Annotated in this window: 15 protein-coding genes, 1 tRNA gene and 2 pseudogenes; 12 read left to right on the forward strand and 6 right to left on the reverse strand. The window is 54.7% G+C overall.

The features are described from left to right. Window positions 1–290: 290 nt before the first annotated feature. The 3 genes from H7F08_RS06475 (at window position 291) to H7F08_RS06485 (ending at window position 1,460) form a co-directional block, all read left to right on the forward strand. Window positions 291–545, forward strand: a complete 255-nt coding sequence (locus H7F08_RS06475) for an AbrB/MazE/SpoVT family DNA-binding domain-containing protein (RefSeq protein WP_010639395.1) — start codon at window positions 291–293, stop codon at window positions 543–545. Beyond that, window positions 545–883, forward strand: coding sequence for a type II toxin-antitoxin system ChpB family toxin (locus tag H7F08_RS06480; protein ID WP_193640172.1), 339 nt, complete (start codon window positions 545–547; stop codon window positions 881–883). Before H7F08_RS06475 ends, H7F08_RS06480 begins: the two co-directional genes overlap by 1 nt. A 238-nt stretch (window positions 884–1,121) precedes the next feature. Beyond that, window positions 1,122–1,460 (forward strand): hypothetical protein, encoded by a 339-nt coding sequence (locus tag H7F08_RS06485; RefSeq protein WP_193640140.1) that lies wholly within the window; start codon window positions 1,122–1,124, stop codon window positions 1,458–1,460. A gap of 1,629 nt (window positions 1,461–3,089) precedes the next feature. On the opposite strand, the gene H7F08_RS06490 is transcribed toward H7F08_RS06485, so the two are convergent. Both H7F08_RS06490 and rsmI read right to left on the reverse strand, forming a co-directional pair. Then, a tRNA-Phe gene (locus tag H7F08_RS06490) sits at window positions 3,090–3,165 on the reverse strand. Between the two features lie 13 nt (window positions 3,166–3,178). Then, complete coding sequence (rsmI, locus tag H7F08_RS06495) at window positions 3,179–4,207, reverse strand: 16S rRNA (cytidine(1402)-2'-O)-methyltransferase (RefSeq protein ID WP_319026074.1); 1,029 nt, start codon at window positions 4,205–4,207, stop codon at window positions 3,179–3,181. Here rsmI and H7F08_RS06500 point away from each other — a divergent pair. The 7 genes and pseudogenes from H7F08_RS06500 (at window position 4,155) to waaF (ending at window position 10,619) form a co-directional block, all read left to right on the forward strand. Continuing rightward, complete coding sequence (locus tag H7F08_RS06500) at window positions 4,155–5,912, forward strand: penicillin-binding protein activator (RefSeq protein ID WP_226831542.1); 1,758 nt, start codon at window positions 4,155–4,157, stop codon at window positions 5,910–5,912. The genes rsmI and H7F08_RS06500 overlap by 53 nt on opposite strands. 8 nt (window positions 5,913–5,920) lie before the next feature. After that, the gene (locus H7F08_RS06505) at window positions 5,921–6,286 is read left to right on the forward strand and encodes a YraN family protein (RefSeq protein WP_024893315.1); all 366 of its coding nucleotides are present in this window, start codon (window positions 5,921–5,923) and stop codon (window positions 6,284–6,286) included. After that, window positions 6,283–6,849 (forward strand): annotated as a pseudogene (locus tag H7F08_RS15870) (SIS domain-containing protein); the annotation flags it as partial. The gene H7F08_RS06505 and the pseudogene H7F08_RS15870, both read left to right, overlap by 4 nt. Before the next feature lie 102 nt (window positions 6,850–6,951). Continuing rightward, a pseudogene (gene rfaE2 / locus H7F08_RS15875) lies at window positions 6,952–7,368 on the forward strand (D-glycero-beta-D-manno-heptose 1-phosphate adenylyltransferase); the annotation flags it as partial. After that, complete coding sequence (locus tag H7F08_RS06515) at window positions 7,365–8,750, forward strand: FAD-binding oxidoreductase (RefSeq protein ID WP_193640144.1); 1,386 nt, start codon at window positions 7,365–7,367, stop codon at window positions 8,748–8,750. The pseudogene rfaE2 and the gene H7F08_RS06515, both read left to right, overlap by 4 nt. A gap of 4 nt (window positions 8,751–8,754) precedes the next feature. Then, entirely contained in the window at window positions 8,755–9,519 is a 765-nt protein-coding gene (locus H7F08_RS06520) for an RMD1 family protein (RefSeq protein WP_031571531.1), read from the forward strand. A gap of 2 nt (window positions 9,520–9,521) precedes the next feature. Beyond that, complete coding sequence (gene waaF, locus H7F08_RS06525; protein WP_226831543.1) at window positions 9,522–10,619, forward strand: lipopolysaccharide heptosyltransferase II; 1,098 nt, start codon at window positions 9,522–9,524, stop codon at window positions 10,617–10,619. A 112-nt stretch (window positions 10,620–10,731) separates the two neighbouring features. Here waaF and H7F08_RS06530 read toward each other — a convergent pair whose 3' ends face one another. Together H7F08_RS06530 and H7F08_RS06535 are read right to left on the reverse strand one after the other, a co-directional pair. Further along, on the reverse strand, window positions 10,732–11,277 hold the full coding sequence (locus tag H7F08_RS06530) for an OmpA family protein (protein WP_193640173.1): 546 nt from the start codon (window positions 11,275–11,277) through the stop codon (window positions 10,732–10,734). A gap of 35 nt (window positions 11,278–11,312) precedes the next feature. Beyond that, window positions 11,313–12,653: an OprD family outer membrane porin gene (locus H7F08_RS06535; protein ID WP_031571524.1), complete on the reverse strand. Its 1,341-nt coding sequence runs from the start codon at window positions 12,651–12,653 to the stop codon at window positions 11,313–11,315. Window positions 12,654–12,945: 292 nt separating this feature from the next. Here H7F08_RS06535 and H7F08_RS06540 point away from each other — a divergent pair, with 292 nt between their 5' ends. Both H7F08_RS06540 and hemN read left to right on the forward strand, forming a co-directional pair. Next, the gene (locus tag H7F08_RS06540; RefSeq protein WP_193640145.1) at window positions 12,946–13,878 is read left to right on the forward strand and encodes a LysR family transcriptional regulator; all 933 of its coding nucleotides are present in this window, start codon (window positions 12,946–12,948) and stop codon (window positions 13,876–13,878) included. Between the two features lie 36 nt (window positions 13,879–13,914). Then, entirely contained in the window at window positions 13,915–15,306 is a 1,392-nt protein-coding gene (gene hemN / locus H7F08_RS06545; RefSeq protein ID WP_193640146.1) for an oxygen-independent coproporphyrinogen III oxidase, read from the forward strand. Here hemN and H7F08_RS06550 read toward each other — a convergent pair. Then, complete coding sequence (locus H7F08_RS06550; RefSeq protein WP_193640147.1) at window positions 15,288–15,638, reverse strand: Spx/MgsR family RNA polymerase-binding regulatory protein; 351 nt, start codon at window positions 15,636–15,638, stop codon at window positions 15,288–15,290. The genes hemN and H7F08_RS06550 overlap by 19 nt on opposite strands. Continuing rightward, on the reverse strand, window positions 15,635–16,777 hold the full coding sequence (locus tag H7F08_RS06555; protein WP_193640148.1) for a class I SAM-dependent methyltransferase: 1,143 nt from the start codon (window positions 16,775–16,777) through the stop codon (window positions 15,635–15,637). The genes H7F08_RS06550 and H7F08_RS06555 overlap by 4 nt, the downstream gene beginning before the upstream one ends. Window positions 16,778–16,786 lie beyond the last annotated feature (9 nt).

Consider the following 16,786-nt stretch of genomic DNA (forward strand, 5'->3'; position numbering starts at 1 on the left):
CGKGTYKMSWCSGCGGATCAGTTACTGGTCGAAACCCTGCAGGGGATGCAGACAAGCGGCACTTAAAGAATCATGCACAGTGCTCTTCACGGCTATCCCTCATTTCGTCAGGAAGCCGAAACACATTACCATCTCACTGCTATTGCGAGACTAAACCTGCAATGGACTGGATATGGAGTGACGGAAATTTCGGCGGTTTGTGGTTCAACCCCCTTCAAGTGGCCTCCCTTAGATTGCGCAATGGTTAATTTGAATCTACAATGTTTATCCGTCAAGCACAGGGGACGCGCATGAATCAGACCAAAATTCAGAAGTGGGGGCACAGCATGGCCCTACGCATACCTGCCACGACCATACGGAGTTGGGGCGTCGGCGAAGGTCAAGCAGTCTCATTGGAGATCGAAAACGGCGCACTGGTAGCACGACCAGCACAAAAGCGTTACACCTTGGACGAATTACTATCGCAGTGTGACTTTACTCAGCCCATAAGCGCCGAAGAGCGTGAGTGGATAGATGCGCCGTCAGCAGGAATCGAAGAAATTTGATGCGGTGGCCACGGCGAGGGGAGATTTGGCAGGCAAACCTCAGCCCGACATCAGGCCGTGAACAGCAAGGTCATCGTCCCGTGCTAATCGTATCGAGAGAAGCCTTCAATCGCTCTGGCCTGGTTTGGGTCTGCCCCATCACTCAAGGTGGCAATCAAGCTAGATTCGCGGGATTTGCAGTCTCTTTGATGGGGTCTGGAACAAAAACACAGGGGATAGTGATGAGCAACCAATCTCGCACCGTTGATCTTATGGCAAGGGACAGCAAGTTTGTCGAGATGGTCCCAGAGTCCATAGTCAACGAAGTGATAACCAGGATACAGGCCATTTTGGAGTGACAAAATGAATAGGCTCAGCGTAATGTCCCATAATTGGCACTTCTGGGTAGCAGAAGAACCGAGCAAAAACCGGGCGATCTGCCCTTCAGGATTTTTGGCCCACGAGACAGAACGGTGCATTATGTCCGGTAAGTCCGCAAGGAGGTCATTCAGTTTTTTACTGCACTGACAGTGCAGTCGAATTTACGTTAGACGTCCCAATCCCGTCCGCGATGCACATTCATAAGATACGTAAATCATGACACAGCTACCTCCCGAAGCAGGCGGCTTCAATAGTGGTCTCTTTGAGCCGGATGATGATTGGATCGCTTCTGCCCCAAAGGAACTTCAAATCGCTGCTATGCGGCGGTGGTTTCTTGATCGCTACGAGGACCCTGCGAACGAAACGCCATGGGACGGCGAAGGCAAAGAATATGTATTTGTCTGGGGTGGTCCATACGACCCTGATGACGAAATCCAGAGCAGCTTTAACAATTTGTCTCACGTACGCGACGTTATCCAACAATTCTCCAAGGGAAATCGAGGAGGAACTTGTTCGTCGCTTTCCGGTGTAATTGGGGGCCCTTCAGAACTCTGAATTTAAAGCACGTTAAGCATCTGGAGCCTAGTTCTGTGTGAATCTGTCCATAAAAGATCAGTTTCGGATAAAAGCTAATCTTGTGTACAAAAGTAATATAAAAAGCATGATGGACATGCGCTGAAATTCGCACATCGGTTTTGATCATCCTGAAATCTGCAATATGTGGACCGAGGTCCCTGTAACCGATTCATCTGGTGATGGGACATAAAAAAACTAGCAAATATAGGCTATGCAGCGACCTTAACGTACTTTAAATTACGTTTTCGTTCCATTTTAACTTCAGCCCCCTTTAACTGTAGTTGAGGCAGTTGTATCATAAGCTGATATGGTCGACTAGGATACTTAAATGAAGGGAATATTTTGGAAAAAGAAAGAAATTAATAAAACTACCGAATCAAATGAATTCGCCGGGATCGACCCGTTTTAAATAGACGAGTGTGAATTGAATGAAGCTCAACGTGCTGAACTTTCGCGTATGCGTTTAGAGCGTATACTGGGTGACGTAAAAGAGCCATCATTAATTGAAAAAATTAGAGAGCGATTTGACGTACCGTTATATCTTATATTTGATTAATTCTTACCTTATTCGTTTTACATTGGCATACGGGCAGTTGTCATATGGTTTAGCTTGCAGATATCACTGCCCCAATATTACGGCCCACCCGCATTCGAATGGTTAGTCTCTTGTGATGATCTTATGGATAGTCCCGTTTTACTTCTGGATAAGCGAGGTTCTGGGTGAAGAAGGAAAAGAATTTTGCTGACTGATCGCACAGGTACGCTTTTAACTCGTTAGCCATAACAGAGGGTGGATCCCAACAAAGGTACAAAAGGTCCCACAAGAAACTCTGCAATAGCCTGAATTCACAAGGGCCACAAGCATTCTGGCATCCCCCGTGATTTCTCCTGTCTCGGACCATGGGTTTCGGGGAAACACTCTGTATGTTCTTAAAACGGTCGTTTTGAGAATGCGTCGTGCCACTCCCCCAAATGGGCGTATGGGTGCCAAAGAATATCCGTTTTCCTTGTCCCGAAACTTAAAACCCCTTACGTTTTCGTCAAGCCCATTAAAGAACATAAAGATACAGAAAACAGATCTCATTTCATTGGTGACGTGATTGACCAACAGGGGATCGGCAGGACGGCCTTCTAACGCCATTTTCCAACAGATCCGGAAAGGCGCTCAGGAATGAGCGTTCAGCAGAAGCTTAACTGGGGGGGGCTAAACCCTGGGACTTTTAGTACCTTTGTTAGGATGAACCCAAGGATTGGCTTTCAGTGTAACGTGGGGACTCAGCAGACGCGAAAAACACCATGAAATTGTTACGGTAACGGTTATTTAACAGCCCCCCCCAGATTGACAAACCGATTTTCTGTCAATTTATAAGCCAGTAAACACAAGGGTCCCACATGGGAAAATCCTGGGAAAATGGCGCATTGCCCAAGACATGCCCAAGCCAGATGGGCACTAGCATGTAGCTTATGTACAGAGGGCTATGATGGTTATAGCAGGGTGGCGTGTAAGCACCATCTCCAGGATCACATTCGCCGGAATCGCTTCCATCAAAAGATACAGCCGTAGATTAGATGTAGTCGAACCAGTTATCGCTAATCGTTTGATTTATATGGTGCCCAGGGACGGAATCGAACCGCCGACACGAGGATTTTCAGTCCTCTGCTCTACCGACTGAGCTACCTGGGCCAAGAGCGCGTATTTAAGCGGGCTCACGCCCGGAAGTCAAGGCCAGGGCGCGACGATATAAAAGACGGTGGGCCATTCCGCTTTGCGCTTCAGCAATTCGCACCGCCTGGGTCAGTGGCAACTCCTCGAGCAAAGGGGCGAGCCAGCGATCCGCTTCCTGTTCACCCGGGTCTTGTTCAGGTGCCCCGCCGAGTATCAGGGTCATTTCGCCGCGCACCTTATCGGGGTGCTGAGACAGTTGCTCCAGCAGCCCGCCCAGAGAGTCGCGCAAACATTCTTCGTAGATTTTGGTCAGCTCCCGACAAAGCGCTGCAGGCCGATTCCGGCCCCAAAGTTCGGCCATGTCCGTTATGGTTGCCACAATGCGATGGGGGGCTTCATAAAAAATCATGGTCCGTGATTCCGACTGCAATGCCGCAAGACGCGCCCGACGGGCACCCGCTTTGGCGGGTAAGAATCCTTCAAAACTGAAGCGATCACTGGGCAAGCCCGACAAGGATAACGCCGCTACAGCAGCATTGGGTCCGGGGATAATGGTGACCGGTAACTGCTGTTCGCGCAGCAACGCCAGCAAGGGAAAACCGGGATCGGAAATCAACGGCATACCGGCATCAGAAAGCAATGCAACCTGCTCACCGGCGGCAATGCGCTGGGCAATTTGCGGGGCCAGTGCCCGTTCGTTATGTTCGTGCAGGGCCATGGTTTTGGGCTGTACACCAAGATGCTGGAACAAGCGCTGGGCATGACGGCGATCTTCCACCAGTATCAGGCTGGCACCCGCAATGGCCTGCCCGGCCCGTGGCGAAAGATCCTCCAGATTGCCAATGGGGGTGGCGATAATTGTCAACAGCCCGGAATGCATTTCAGTCATTGAACCACTGCTCCATTCTCCATACACTCTGCTCATGAAACTGCCGACCAGTTTATTCCAGTTGCCACGTTTGACCGCCACCCTGGCTGTCGCCTCCGCCTTGAGCGCCTGCGCGAGTATGCCACATAAGCCGGAGCCCGTACTCAGTACCGCTCCGGCTCCCGTAGCCACTGCGGCAAACGCTCCTGAAGCGGCAAGTGCCCGGCAGGCAGATGCGTTACTCGCAGAGGGGCATGACCTGGAAGCCGCCAAAGACTACATCAAGGCGGCGGCGGCCGTTCAGGGCAAGACACAACTCCAGTATTTGCTGAAGGCTGCCCAAGCCTCCCTGCAGGGCAACAGAGCTCCAGTAGCGGTACTCCTCGCCAATGAAGTCCTGCGCCTGGAACATGACGATAACGGTTTACGGGGACAAGCCCTGTGGGTACGCGCCCAGGGATTGATGGATCAGGGACAGACACCCAGAGCCAAAGGCAATCTGGAAGAACTGCTGACCATCGCCAGCACACCGCAGGAGGTGCGGGCCGAGGCCATGGGAACCCTGGCCACTTTATACACGCAAGAGGGGCATGAACTGACCGCCCTGAATTTTCTGATAGAACGGGACAGCCTGCTCAGCGGCGCAGCCATCCACAAAAACCATCAGCGTATTCATGCTCTTCTGGACTCTGTTTCGTCGGCGCGCATTCAAAACTGGCAGGGACGCAGTGGTAATCCTTTGGTACAGGAATGGCTCGCCATTGCCCTGATCAGTCGCCATAATCCTGATCCGGATCAACGCAAAGCCGCTATCAATGCCTGGATGGCCGCGCATCCTGGCCACCCGCCCATCAATTTTACCAGCCATGACGAACTGAACGTCGCCGATACTACCAGCAGTCAGGAGGGCAGTATTTGTGCACTGCTTCCCTCCACCGGTAGTTATGCGGGACTTTCCCAGGCCCTCAGTGCCGGCATGGAAACGGCGGCACAGCTGACCTCCGGGCCGGCCGTCAAGCTGCTGCAAAGTACCGGGAATCCCAGTTATACCGCCGTACTCTTTGAGCGCGGAGTCAAGGAAGGTTGCCAGATATTTGTCGGGCCATTGTTACCGCAGGACATCAATGCCGTGGCCAGTGTACGCAAACCTTCAGATCCTCCGGTTATTGCTCTGGGTTCCGATGCCGGGGTACAACAACCGGGGTTATATACTTTCAGTCTGAGTCGGGATGTTGCGGCGCGTCAAATTGCCAATCAGGGCTATGCAGCAGGCTATCGACGGGTCTACGTGTTGTATCCGCAGGATTCCAGTGGCGCTGCCATTCAGGCCGATTTTATTGATACCTGGAAAAAACTGGGTGGCAGTGTCGCAGGAGTCGCCACCTATCTACCTGGTCATTCTCTGAATGGTCAGGCGCAGCAACTGCTCAGCGGGACCAGCTCAACGCATGATTTTGTTTTCCTGGTCGCAGACAGCAAAAATGCCAACGCTGCAGTCTCTGCTATTCGTTCCATCAACAGTCATATCCCGATTTTCAGTCCGGCGCTTTTACATGGGTCCACCCTCCCGAGCAATGCGCAAAATCTCTCCGGAATCGAGTCCGTGGATATGCCCTGGATTATTCAACCGGCTACGACCAAGCCACAGGCCGCTGCACTCCTCCACACGAGCCTGCCCAATGCCAGTGATGCGCAGTGGCGGATGGCCGCTTTTGGTCTGGATGCCTACCAGCTTGCCGATAAAATCCTCGCCAAACAATTTAGCCAGCCTCTCAAAGGCGCCACCGGAACCTTACATTTTGGTAAAGAGGGCCGCATCGTGCGTGACATGGAATGGATGGAAGTAGAGAATGGCGCTATTGTGCCTTTACCAGCCATTCCCAAACCCGGCAGCTAAATTAACGCATGCCTTCGCCGCGCCAAAATTTCGGTCAGCAAGGTGAGGATCGCGCTTTAGCTTTGCTGCTGAGGGCCGGACTAAAATTGCTGTTGCGCAATTTTCGTTGCCGTTCCGGGGAAATCGACCTGATCGTACTCGATAATGAGGCGCTGGTGTTCGTGGAAGTGCGCCAGCGCACCCATAATCGGCAAGGGTCTGCCGCCGCCAGCGTCAACCATCGGAAACAGCAGCGTTTGATTCGCGCTGCCGAATATTTTTTATTGCGTAATCCCCGGCATGGTCTGCGTCCTTGCCGGTTTGACGTGATTGCCATTGACGGTGACGCAGCGCCGGAGTGGATTCGCGATGCTTTCAGAGTGCCCAGCCCATGACCATGCCTAACCGGATAAATACCGCCTTGCGCGCCAGCATCGCCACCAAGGAACATGCTGCACAGAGTCTCGCCGCACCTTTCGCCGACGCCAGTGCAAGACTGATAGCCACACTGCAGAACGGCGGCCAGGTTTTATGTTGCGGCAACGGTGGTTCATCGGGAGATGCCCAGCATCTGGCCTCCGAACTGGTCAACCGCTTTGAAAGTAATCGCATGGCCCTTCCCGCCGTTGCCCTCAGCACGGATAGCAGCGTCTTGACCGCCATTGCCAATGATTCTGCCTACCCACAGGTATTCGCCCGTCAGGTGGAGGCCCTGGGCCGACCCGGCGATTGTCTGGTAGCTTTCAGTACCTCCGGCAATTCCGAAAATGTTCTGCAGGCCATCCGTACGGCCCGGGCTCGGGGCATGTGGACCTTGGCCATGACCGGCAAGGATGGCGGACAACTTGCCGGCCTGCTGGGGGCGGCGGATATTGAACTGCGCGTCCCCGAAACCAGTACAGCGCGCATCCAGGAAGTCCATCTGGTCATCATTCATGCCCTTTGCAGCGATGTGGACGCGGCCTTTGCCGAAAATGCAAATCCGCCCCATAGCGTCGCGTCATTTTCGGGACGGATTCTGCACGACCATGAGCAGCTCAGACAGGCCTGCACTTACCGTCGTCCACTGGTGTTCACCAATGGGGTTTTTGATGTCCTGCATCGTGGCCATGTCCAGTATCTCGCCGAAGCCCGCGCGGAAGGCGCCTGCCTGGTTGTCGCCGTGAACAGCGATGCCTCCGTGCGTCGACTGGGTAAGGGCGCGGATCGCCCGATCAACTCGGAAGACGATCGGATGGCGGTACTTGCGGCCCTGCAGTCCGTGGATTTCGTCACCACTTTTGATGAAGACACCCCCTTGCAACTCATCGAAAAACTGCAGCCTGACGTCCTGATCAAGGGCGGCGACTGGCCGGTGGAACGCATTGTCGGTGCCCGCGAGGTCCAGGCGCGCGGCGGTCGCGTGCTCAGCATTCCTTTCCGGCACGAACGCAGCACCTCCGCCCTCTTACAGAAAATCCGGAATTCCCGACCATGAGCATCGCCGTCATTCTTCCGGCACTGCGTGCAGCTCTCGACACCGAGAGAGTTCGGGATGACAGCGATACCCTGTCCATTTACAGCCGTGATGATACCCCTGGAAGCTGTCTCCCAGCCCTGGTGCTTTTTCCCCGGAGTCATGAAGAAGTGCAGGCTATTGTCCACATCGCCCGTCGCCATCATTTACCGCTGATCCCCAGAGGGGCCGGGTCGGGCAATGTCGGCGGCGCGCAACCGGTACCCGGCAGCGCCGTCATCAGTTTTGAGTGCATGCAGGAAGTTTGTGATTACAGCCCGGCAGACCGGACCATCACGGTAGAAGCAGGCATGATTACCGCCGCCATCAATGACCATGTTGTTCAGGACGGGCTTTTTTATCCTCCTGATCCGGGCAGCAGTCCCTATTGCCGGATTGGTGGTAATCTCGCCATGAATGCCGGGGGGCCGCATGCTGTCAAATACGGGGTGACCAGGGATTATGTGCTCGGTTTGCGCGCCGTCACCGGCTGCGGGGAAACGCTCTGCTGTGGAGTGCGTACCAGCAAAGGCGTGGTCGGTTATGATCTGACCCGTTTACTGGTGGGGAGTGAAGGTACGCTGGCGTTGATTACCGAAGTCACCCTGCGCCTGCTGCCCCTGCCCATGGCCAAAGCCACGCTTCGCGCGGCCTATGCCAATACCGCCAGCGCCTGCGCGGCGGTCCAGCGGGTCATGGCACAAAGACATACACCCAGCGCCCTGGAACTCATGGACCCTCATGCCCTGGCGGCCGTACGCAGTATGGGCGCCGCAACAGACCTGCCCGCTGCCAGTCAGGCGCTGTTGATGGTCGAAGTCGACGGCGAAAGCGAAACCATCCCCGCCCAGTTGGAAGCCGTGCGCCAGGCCCTTGCTGGAGACGGTAATCTGGAAATCCTGGAGGCCACAGATGCCCAGGCCACGGCAACACTCTGGGCGGCGCGCAAATCCCTGTCTCCAGCCACCAAAGCCATGGCCCCTCTGAAAATCAACGAAGATGTGGTCGTCCCGGTCAGTCGTCTGCGCGATTTACTGGAAGCCATTGAAGCCATTGCCCAAGAACAATCCCTGCACATTGTCAGCTTTGGCCATGCCGGGAACGGCAATCTTCATGTCAATTTTCTGGTGCACCCCGAAAACCATGAGGAAATGCGCCATGCCCGTCAGGGTTTGCAAAAACTCTTTCAGACGGTCCTCCGCCTGGGCGGCACGCTTTCCGGCGAGCACGGCATCGGCTCTACCAAACGGGAATTTTTACCGCTGGAACTCAGCCCCGAAAATCTTAGCATTCAGCGTGCCATCAAAAAACTATTTGATCCAGAGGGCATTTTGAATCCTGGCAAATTACTCCCCGAAGGATAAATGCATGAGTAGTATTCTTCACGCCATTCAACCCGTACGCCATATTGCCCTGAAAAACTGGGACGAAACCTTCGACATGGATCTGGTGGATAACAATCCCGCCCACCGTCTGCTCCGCGACGGAGATGCCTGGGTAGCCATGTTCCGTTCCGGGGTGCTTTGTTTTTTTGGAGCAGGACCGGCCCTGCAGGCGCGGATTATTGCCAGCGTCCAGGCCCAGTTTACCGCCATCAGCAATCCGAAAGTCGAAGAATTATTCATTAAAACCGGTGAGCGGGATGCCGTCGGCCGGGATGGCGTAACCCTCAAGCATCTGGACGAAGAGCGCATCCTCCTGGTGGCTTTGCGCCTGGCCCAAAGCCTCGCCCTCGAACTTCACGAAGAAGCCGTCGAAACCCTCCTGGAAACCACCTTGAATTTACTCTCCGAGGTCACCCGTACCGGTCGCCTTCCGGGACGCCGGGGTAGTCATCTGCGTTTTCTGGCCTCCACCTCGGCGACCCGCACCGAAATCCTGTCGCGTCTTGCGGTGCTGGATAATCCGGACATTGTCTGGGAAACACCAGGGCTGGAAATACTCTCCCGGGAGCTTTCCGCCGATCTGGAACTCACCAGCCGTTTCCGCGCCCTGGATGAAAAACTCGATGCCATTCATGAAGGACTGGAAATCATGATTGTTGCCAGTCGCCATAATCGTGAGACCGTTCTGGAATGGATCATCATCATCCTGATTACTGCGGAAGCGCTGATCATGCTTCTGGGCAAATGAACATGTCAGAGGCTTTACCGGAAACCATCGAACCGCCTTACGCCGAAGAAGACGCCTTTGCCGCCCATAATACCCGCCTGGCCCGGGCTTATGATCCGGCCCGCCTGCTGCTGGTGGGTCCTGCCTGGGTAGGCGACATGGTCATGGCGCAAGTATTATTGCAGGTCATGCGCCGGCGCTGGCCCAAGCTGCAGATTGATGTCCTTGCCCCGCTGGCCAGCCTGCCGGTTGCCTCGCGCATAGCAGAAGTGCGGCGCGGCATTCCTCTGGATATTCCCCACGGCAAACTGGGCTGGAAAGAACGCCGCCGTATCGCCGAAACCCTCCAGAAAGAAGATTATGACTGGTCTATCTGTTTGCCCAACAGCCTGAAATCCGCACTGGTTCCTTACTGGGCCCAGATTCCCAACCGCAGCGGCTTTGGCGGCAATGCCCGAAAAATGCTGCTCAATGACCGCCACCACCTGGATAAAAAACGCCTGCCACGGACAGTAGATCGTTTTGTGGCCCTGGGGTTACCACGACGTTTGCCGCAACCCAAGCATTTACCCGCACCGCGTCTGATGGTGGATCATGCTGCACTTGCCGTCACGCTGCAACGTCTGAATATCCAAAATCCCGGTGCAGGACTGGTGGCACTCGCACCCGGGGCAGAATATGGCCCGGCCAAACGCTGGCCTGTACGCCATTGGATCAGTCTGGCCCGGCAACTGACTCAGGCAGGACGACCGGTGTGGCTTTTCGGCAGTCCGAAAGACACCGAAATCACCCAGGCCATCGCGCAAGCTGTCCCGACAGTGCTTGATCTGGGTGGGCGTACCAGCCTCACAGAAGTCATCGACCTGCTCTCTCTGGCAGAAATCACCGTCAGTAATGACTCGGGTCTGATGCATATTGCCGGGGCCGTCGGCAGCCGGGTCATAGCCCTCTATGGATCAACCCCCCTGCAAATGACTCCGCCCTTATCACCCGGCGCCGTGGCCCTGCGTCTGGGACTTTCCTGCAGCCCCTGCGGCAAAAGAGAATGCCCTCTCAAGCACCACCGCTGCATGGAAGATCTGCTTCCCGAACAGGTTCTCCAGCAGCTCTCCTCTCGATAATCCGAAATACCCGGAATAAAAAAGCCCCGCAGAGCGGGGCGAGGAGAGGAGGAGCAATGCCATGAGCATTGCAGAGGTAAAATCGTTACATGTTCAGGCGATACCTTGACCGTTAGTTGACGGTTTTTTCCACCTGAATGGTCGAATTGATTTCCACCCGCTGGTTGGCAAAACGACCCTGCGGCGTTGCATTGCTGGCGACCGGATCATTATAGGAATGGCCCTTCAGCACCATCCGCGAACGGGACACACCGTGCGCTTCCAGATACCGAGCAACACTGTCAGCGCGCTGTTCTGACAAACGCTGGTTGTAGGCGTAGCTGCCTACCTTACTGCAGTAACCATTGACATCCAGTACCGCGCTGCTGTGCTTTTGGGCAAAATCCGCCACTTGATCCAGAACCTGGATGTCATGACTCATAAGCTTGGCAGAATTCAGCTTGAAGTTGATACCCGTGATGGTAATGGGTTTGCTCTGCAGAACCGTACGCTGCACCGGTGCAATGGGGGCCGGAACAGGAACGGGCGCAGGAGCCGGGGCCGGCACAGGTGCCGCTACCGGTGCCTTGTTGGCAGGACAGCCCTGAAAGGGGGCTTCCGCACAACCCGCCGCCGCCATCACCATTACCGCGAGTAATACATGTTTTTTGGCAATCATCATTGTTCTCCCTGAGGTTCGCAGTATGCGTCAGCTTAGAATGCGTAGGTCAACATCACGCGGTTGTAGATGAAGTAGCCGGTCGAAAGATCACCATGGGCCACTTCCACCCGGTCACGAATGGACAAACCCTTGAGGAAGCCCTTGGGGAAGTAAGTCAGATCACCATAGATATCGTTAGCATAACCTGCCGCCTGGAGATGGTACTGGGCGTAAGCCGTCTGGAACAAAAAGCTGTTGTTAAGAAAATGCTGGCTCAGGCCAATTTTAAAGCCATGACCGGGACCCATTTCCACCAGACCACGAATCATGGAAGTGGTATAGAGGGGATCTGTCGCATAACCGACGGTATAGGGCGAAACAATGGCACCACCACCGATGGCTCCAGGATGATATTCGATTTCGTTGTAAGCGGCTGTCAGTGCCCCTTTGCCGAAAATAGCGTTATCCAGGTTATATTTGACACCACCTTTTATACCCCAGGCAGTGCTGTTGACGCCGTTGCCCTGGAAACCATCTACTTTACCTGCTCCGTAGGCACCATTAAGACGACTATTGGCATCCCACTCGCGTACCACCTGACCGCCCAGGAATGGATCCAGCCCCATGCCAGTTTTCAGGGTATAGCTGGCATCACCGTAAAACATATTGGTAAAATTATAGAAGTTGTAATACCAGGCCTGAGCGTTGATACCGTACCTCTTGTAACTTGTACCAAACGCCAAAATACCATTAGAAGCTGGCGTAGTTGCGGGCAGGTCAGCGGCGCCACCATAAATGGGGTCACCGTCGAAACCGGTGTTGTAATACAGGTTATCGCGGTAATAATCACCGGAGGTGCGACTCTTCCAGCGGAACATCCGCATGCCGTAAATATTCCAGCCGCAGTAAGGGGTCACCTGCGCAAAAATACCCTGATAGGTAGCCGGAATCATGCGGGAATCAGAACCGTTGACAAAAGGCGTGTTCACTTCCTGGTTACCGGCACGAATCATCACCACATCGGGAATGGCATATTGCAGATAAGCCTGACCCAAAGCATTGATGGAATCGGCCTTGCCCATCAAGGTCACATCAGGATTAACGCGATTGGCGCCCAGACTGTTGGCTGTATAAAAACCTACGTCAGCACTGAAACCCGCCGCAGAAGGCGTATGCACGTTAATGTAGCCACCCAGCGAGAAGGCGCTGAGATTTGTGGCATTCTTTCCAAAAAAGCGATCAAAGTAGTAAGAACGAATCTGTCCATCCACCTTGCTGTGCATAAAAAAGTCAGCCAGGGTATTTCCTGTGGAACTGCTGTCGGCATGGGCGACAGCAGCAAAGCCGCTCAGGGCAGCAAACAGTGCAACGGCAACGCGGTTTTTCTTCAACATGTGACCTCCTCGATTTAGGGTTCTTTGCAACACTGTGGGCATAATAACGAGGCTATGTGACAAGATGATGACAGTTTTATGAACCTTTTGTGACGTTGTTTCCATATAAATATAACGATCATGACAGAAACAGGTTGAAAGAGGAATCCATCATTCTAAAAACGGCGGTGGGCCTGGGGCTTTGCAGCGACTTTGGCCCGCTCAGACTGCCGTTTCGAAGATTAAAACATGTTGCAGGACGCGATGATCGTGGGACAATGCATTCTGAAACCTCCTGATTCTCGAGTCTGCCATGCCCGTTGAAATCCGCCACCTGCGCACCATCGAAGCTGTCGCCCAGTTTGGCAGTCTGGCTGCCGCAGCCCAGCGCCTGCATCTGACCCAGTCCGCCCTGTCCCATCAGCTCCGGGGTCTGGAAGCGGAATTTGGTGTCAATATTCTGGACCGCGAACGGGGCAGCCAACTGCGCCTCAGCCCTGCCGGCGAAGAATTGCTGGCGGCGGCGCGGGAAGTTCTGCCCCGCGTGCGGCAGTTGCAGGAAGAACTTAAACGCCGGGCACTGGGCAACAGTGGACGTCTGCGTATTGCCGTGGAATGTCATACCTGCTTTGACTGGCTGACCCCGGCCATGGATCGTTTCCGGGAAAACTGGCCGGACGTCGAGATGGACCTGGTGTCCGGTTTTCAACAGGACCCTCTGCCCCTCCTGCAAAGTCATCAGGCTGATCTGACCGTACTGACTGCTCCTGATGCCATGGCTGCGGACATTGTCCTGCATCCCCTGTTTGCCTACGAAGTGGTCGCTCTGGTCAATCCTCGCCACGCCCTGGCCAGCAAGCCTTATCTGGAGCCCGCCGATTTTCTGGAGGAAACCCTCATCACCTATCCGGTAGAAGACCGACGTCTGGATTTATTCCGGGAGTTTCTGCAACCCGCTGGTATCCAGCCCTGGCGCCGGCGTCACGCCGAACTGACGGTCATCATCCTGCAACTGGTCGCCTCCGGTCAGGGTATTGCCGCCCTCCCTTCCTGGGCGGTGGGGAGCTACGGTGAAAAGGGTTATGTGCGCGCCCTGCCACTGGGTTCCCAAGGTCTTTGGCAGACTTTGCAGGCAGCCACCACGGCTGAGCAGTCGGAACAAGAGCACATGCGCGCCTTTCTGGATGAAATCCGAGCCAGTGTGGCTGCAAATCTACTTGGAGTAAAAGATATTCAGGGCGTATGATCTGAGCTAATTCCCTGTCTGACAGAGGTCGTCCCCGTGCACATTGATTCCGAACAAAGCGTGATTGTCGATTCCGATCTCATCCGGCGTTACGATCATGCGGGGCCACGCTATACCTCTTATCCGACAGCGCCGCACTTTCACACCGATTTTGACGAGACCGACCTGATCAGCGCGCTACAGGCGTCCAACCATCAAGCTCGGCCACTGTCCCTGTATTTTCATATTCCCTTTTGTGAACACCTCTGTTTTTATTGCGCCTGCACCAAGGTGGTCACCCGTCATCACGAATGGGGCGGACCTTATGTCGCGCGGCTGGAAAAAGAAATGGCTTTGTATCTCAAGCATCTGGATGCCAGCCGTCCGGTAGAGCAACTGCATTTTGGCGGTGGCACCCCCACCTTTTTGCGTCAGAATGACCTGACCACTCTGCTGAACAGTATTCATCGGCATTTTCAGCTCCTCCCCGATGATCAGGGAGAATATGGTATTGAAATTGATCCCCGCGCTCTGGAACCGGGCACCCTCAAGCGCCTCCGGGAATCCGGATTTAACCGCATCAGTATTGGCGTGCAGGATCTGGATGTTGCCGTGCAAAAAGCCGTACATCGGGAACAAAGTCTGGAACTGTTGGCTGAAGTGATGGCTGAGGCAAGGTCCCTGGGTTTTCGCTCCATCAGTCTGGATTTGATTTATGGCTTGCCGTTACAAACTCCGGAAAGTTTTGCCCGCTCCCTGGAAGCAGTGATTACCCTCCGCCCCAATCGGTTATCGGTATTCAATTACGCCCATCTCCCCGAACGCTTTCCGGCACAGCGGCGCATCCTGGAAACGGATATTCCCTCTCCCGAAAACAAGCTGCGCATTCTCACGGAAAGTATCTCAACACTGCAGCAAGCCGGGTATGTGTATATCGGCATGGATCATTTCGCCTTACCAGAAGACGAACTGACCCTGGCCCAAAGGGAAGGAAGCCTCTATCGTAATTTCCAGGGCTATTCCACCCATGCGGGAAGTGACCTGCTCGCCTTCGGCATGAGTGCCATTGCCATGGTCGGCCCCAATTACAGCCAGAACATCAAAGAGCTGGATGCCTGGGGAGAGCGGCTGGATCATGGTCATCTTCCCGTGGAAAAGGGCATACGCCTGAATGAAGAAGACCTGCTGCGCCGGCATATCATCAACCGGCTGACCTGCGATTTTCGCCTGGATTTTGCGGCACTACAGCAGCAATACGGCATCCATTTCAGAACCCATTTTAACGATTGCCTGCCCGCCCTGAAGCAACTGGAAGAAGACGGACTGATTCAGATGGATGCAGAAAAGTTGCAGGTAACGCCCCAAGGCCGCCTCCTGATCCGTCATGTCTGTATGGTTTTTGATGCTTACCTGCCACAAAAGTCGGTCCGTTACTCTCGGGTGATCTGAAGCCAGCGTTCCGGATCAAAGCCCAACACGCCCTGATCACAGCTGATGAGAATGGGGCGACGGATCAGACTGGGATGCGCCATCATCAAGGCAAAAGCCGTGTCTGCATCCTGGCAGTCACGTGCGGCTTCGGGTAAGCGCCGCCAGGTCGTACCCTTGCGATTAATCAGCGCTTCCCAGCCCCACAGCGTCGCCCAATGCTGCAGGTCTGTCAGGGCCACTCCGGCTTTTTTGTAATCATGAAAATCGTAAGGCAAGCCTTGCGCGTTCAACCAGGCAAAAGCTTTTTTCATCGTATCGCAATTGCGAATACCGTAAATGCTTATCGTCATATTTTTTCTCTCTTTTTCAGAATCAACACCTTGAAGCTTTCACCCATTTCCTGGGGCATGGTCAGGCGTTTGATTTCATTATTCAATGCAAAAAGGGCTGCGACCTCCTGCCCGGCGGCCATCTTTGCATAAACGTCAGCGAGACCATGCTCCACCAGAAAACGGGCGAGATTTCCATAAAAATCCACTTCCAGACCGAGCGTTGGCGCAGCACGTAACAGTGCGCTGAAATTCACATGGGCCGTCAGATCGCATAATCCCGGCCAATAAAACGGGTCATCCAGCCAGTGTTGGCGATAATAGGCGCGCAAACTGCCCGTCTGACGTTGAGGATGATAATACTCGCCCGCCTCATGGCCGTAATCAATCAGGATCAACGCCCCGGACTGCAGGGAATCCGCCACTTCCCGCATCCAGGCGGTGGCCAGAGGGTGTAATTCAGTACGGTAATGTTCAGGCCACTGCGCCATCAGCGGCAGCAGACCGGGGTCGAGTGCCCCAATGCCATAAGGCTCCGGCATCCAGGCCCATTCCAGCCCTTCTCCATTCCAGCGCACAGCGCGTTCCCGCAACACATCCCGATCATCTGTTTCGACGACCACTACCGGCATGGCATCCAGCACCTCATTGGCCAGCATGACGCCGCGCCAGTGCGCGGGTAGCTGCTGCACATGATTGACTGAGGGAAGCATTGCCCGTTGCTGTGCCTGCAGATCGGGGCTGAGTTCCAGCACCGTGTAAGGAATCATCGGCAGGCATTGCTGAATTTGTTGCGCCAGAAAGCCACGGCCTGCCCCAAATTCAAGGATACCGTCACTGCGCGCATCCGTTTGTAGCAACGGGGCCAGCACCCGTGCCAACACCCTGCCCAGCAGCGAACCCATCTCCGGAGCGGTCACAAAATCGCCGTCGGCACCCAGACGGTTTTGCCCCGCCATGTAATATCCCAAACCCGGAGTATATAAAGCCATCTCCATATAGCGGCGAAAGGAAATGACGCCCCCTGCAGCCTGGATTTCGGCACGAATCCGTTCCAGCAAAAGCGCCGAATGGGCTTGCGCGGCCGCATCCGGGACCGGCAGGCTGGCCTTGCGCCCTCCTTGGGAATGGGTTAAAAAATCGGGACGCTCTGGGCGCATGGAATCCTC

Origin of the sequence: Acidithiobacillus sp. HP-11 (assembly GCF_015100075.1) — a bacterium.
GTDB lineage: Bacteria > Pseudomonadota > Gammaproteobacteria > Acidithiobacillales > Acidithiobacillaceae > Acidithiobacillus > Acidithiobacillus thiooxidans.

Coding starts and splice junctions, on each gene's coding strand:
- H7F08_RS06520 (WP_031571531.1), top strand. CDS start 8,755: ATGAGTAGTATTCTTCACGCCATTCAACCCGTACGCCATATTGCCCTG.
- H7F08_RS06505 (WP_024893315.1), top strand. CDS start 5,921: ATGCCTTCGCCGCGCCAAAATTTCGGTCAGCAAGGTGAGGATCGCGCT.
- H7F08_RS06475 (WP_010639395.1), top strand. CDS start 291: ATGAATCAGACCAAAATTCAGAAGTGGGGGCACAGCATGGCCCTACGC.
- H7F08_RS06500 (WP_226831542.1), top strand. CDS start 4,155: ATGCCACATAAGCCGGAGCCCGTACTCAGTACCGCTCCGGCTCCCGTA.
- H7F08_RS06535 (WP_031571524.1), bottom strand. CDS start 12,653: ATGTTGAAGAAAAACCGCGTTGCCGTTGCACTGTTTGCTGCCCTGAGC.
- H7F08_RS06530 (WP_193640173.1), bottom strand. CDS start 11,277: ATGATTGCCAAAAAACATGTATTACTCGCGGTAATGGTGATGGCGGCG.
- H7F08_RS06555 (WP_193640148.1), bottom strand. CDS start 16,777: ATGCGCCCAGAGCGTCCCGATTTTTTAACCCATTCCCAAGGAGGGCGC.
- H7F08_RS06540 (WP_193640145.1), top strand. CDS start 12,946: ATGCCCGTTGAAATCCGCCACCTGCGCACCATCGAAGCTGTCGCCCAG.
- H7F08_RS06550 (WP_193640147.1), bottom strand. CDS start 15,638: ATGACGATAAGCATTTACGGTATTCGCAATTGCGATACGATGAAAAAA.
- H7F08_RS06485 (WP_193640140.1), top strand. CDS start 1,122: ATGACACAGCTACCTCCCGAAGCAGGCGGCTTCAATAGTGGTCTCTTT.
- H7F08_RS06480 (WP_193640172.1), top strand. CDS start 545: ATGCGGTGGCCACGGCGAGGGGAGATTTGGCAGGCAAACCTCAGCCCG.
- H7F08_RS06515 (WP_193640144.1), top strand. CDS start 7,365: ATGAGCATCGCCGTCATTCTTCCGGCACTGCGTGCAGCTCTCGACACC.
- waaF (WP_226831543.1), top strand. CDS start 9,522: ATGTCAGAGGCTTTACCGGAAACCATCGAACCGCCTTACGCCGAAGAA.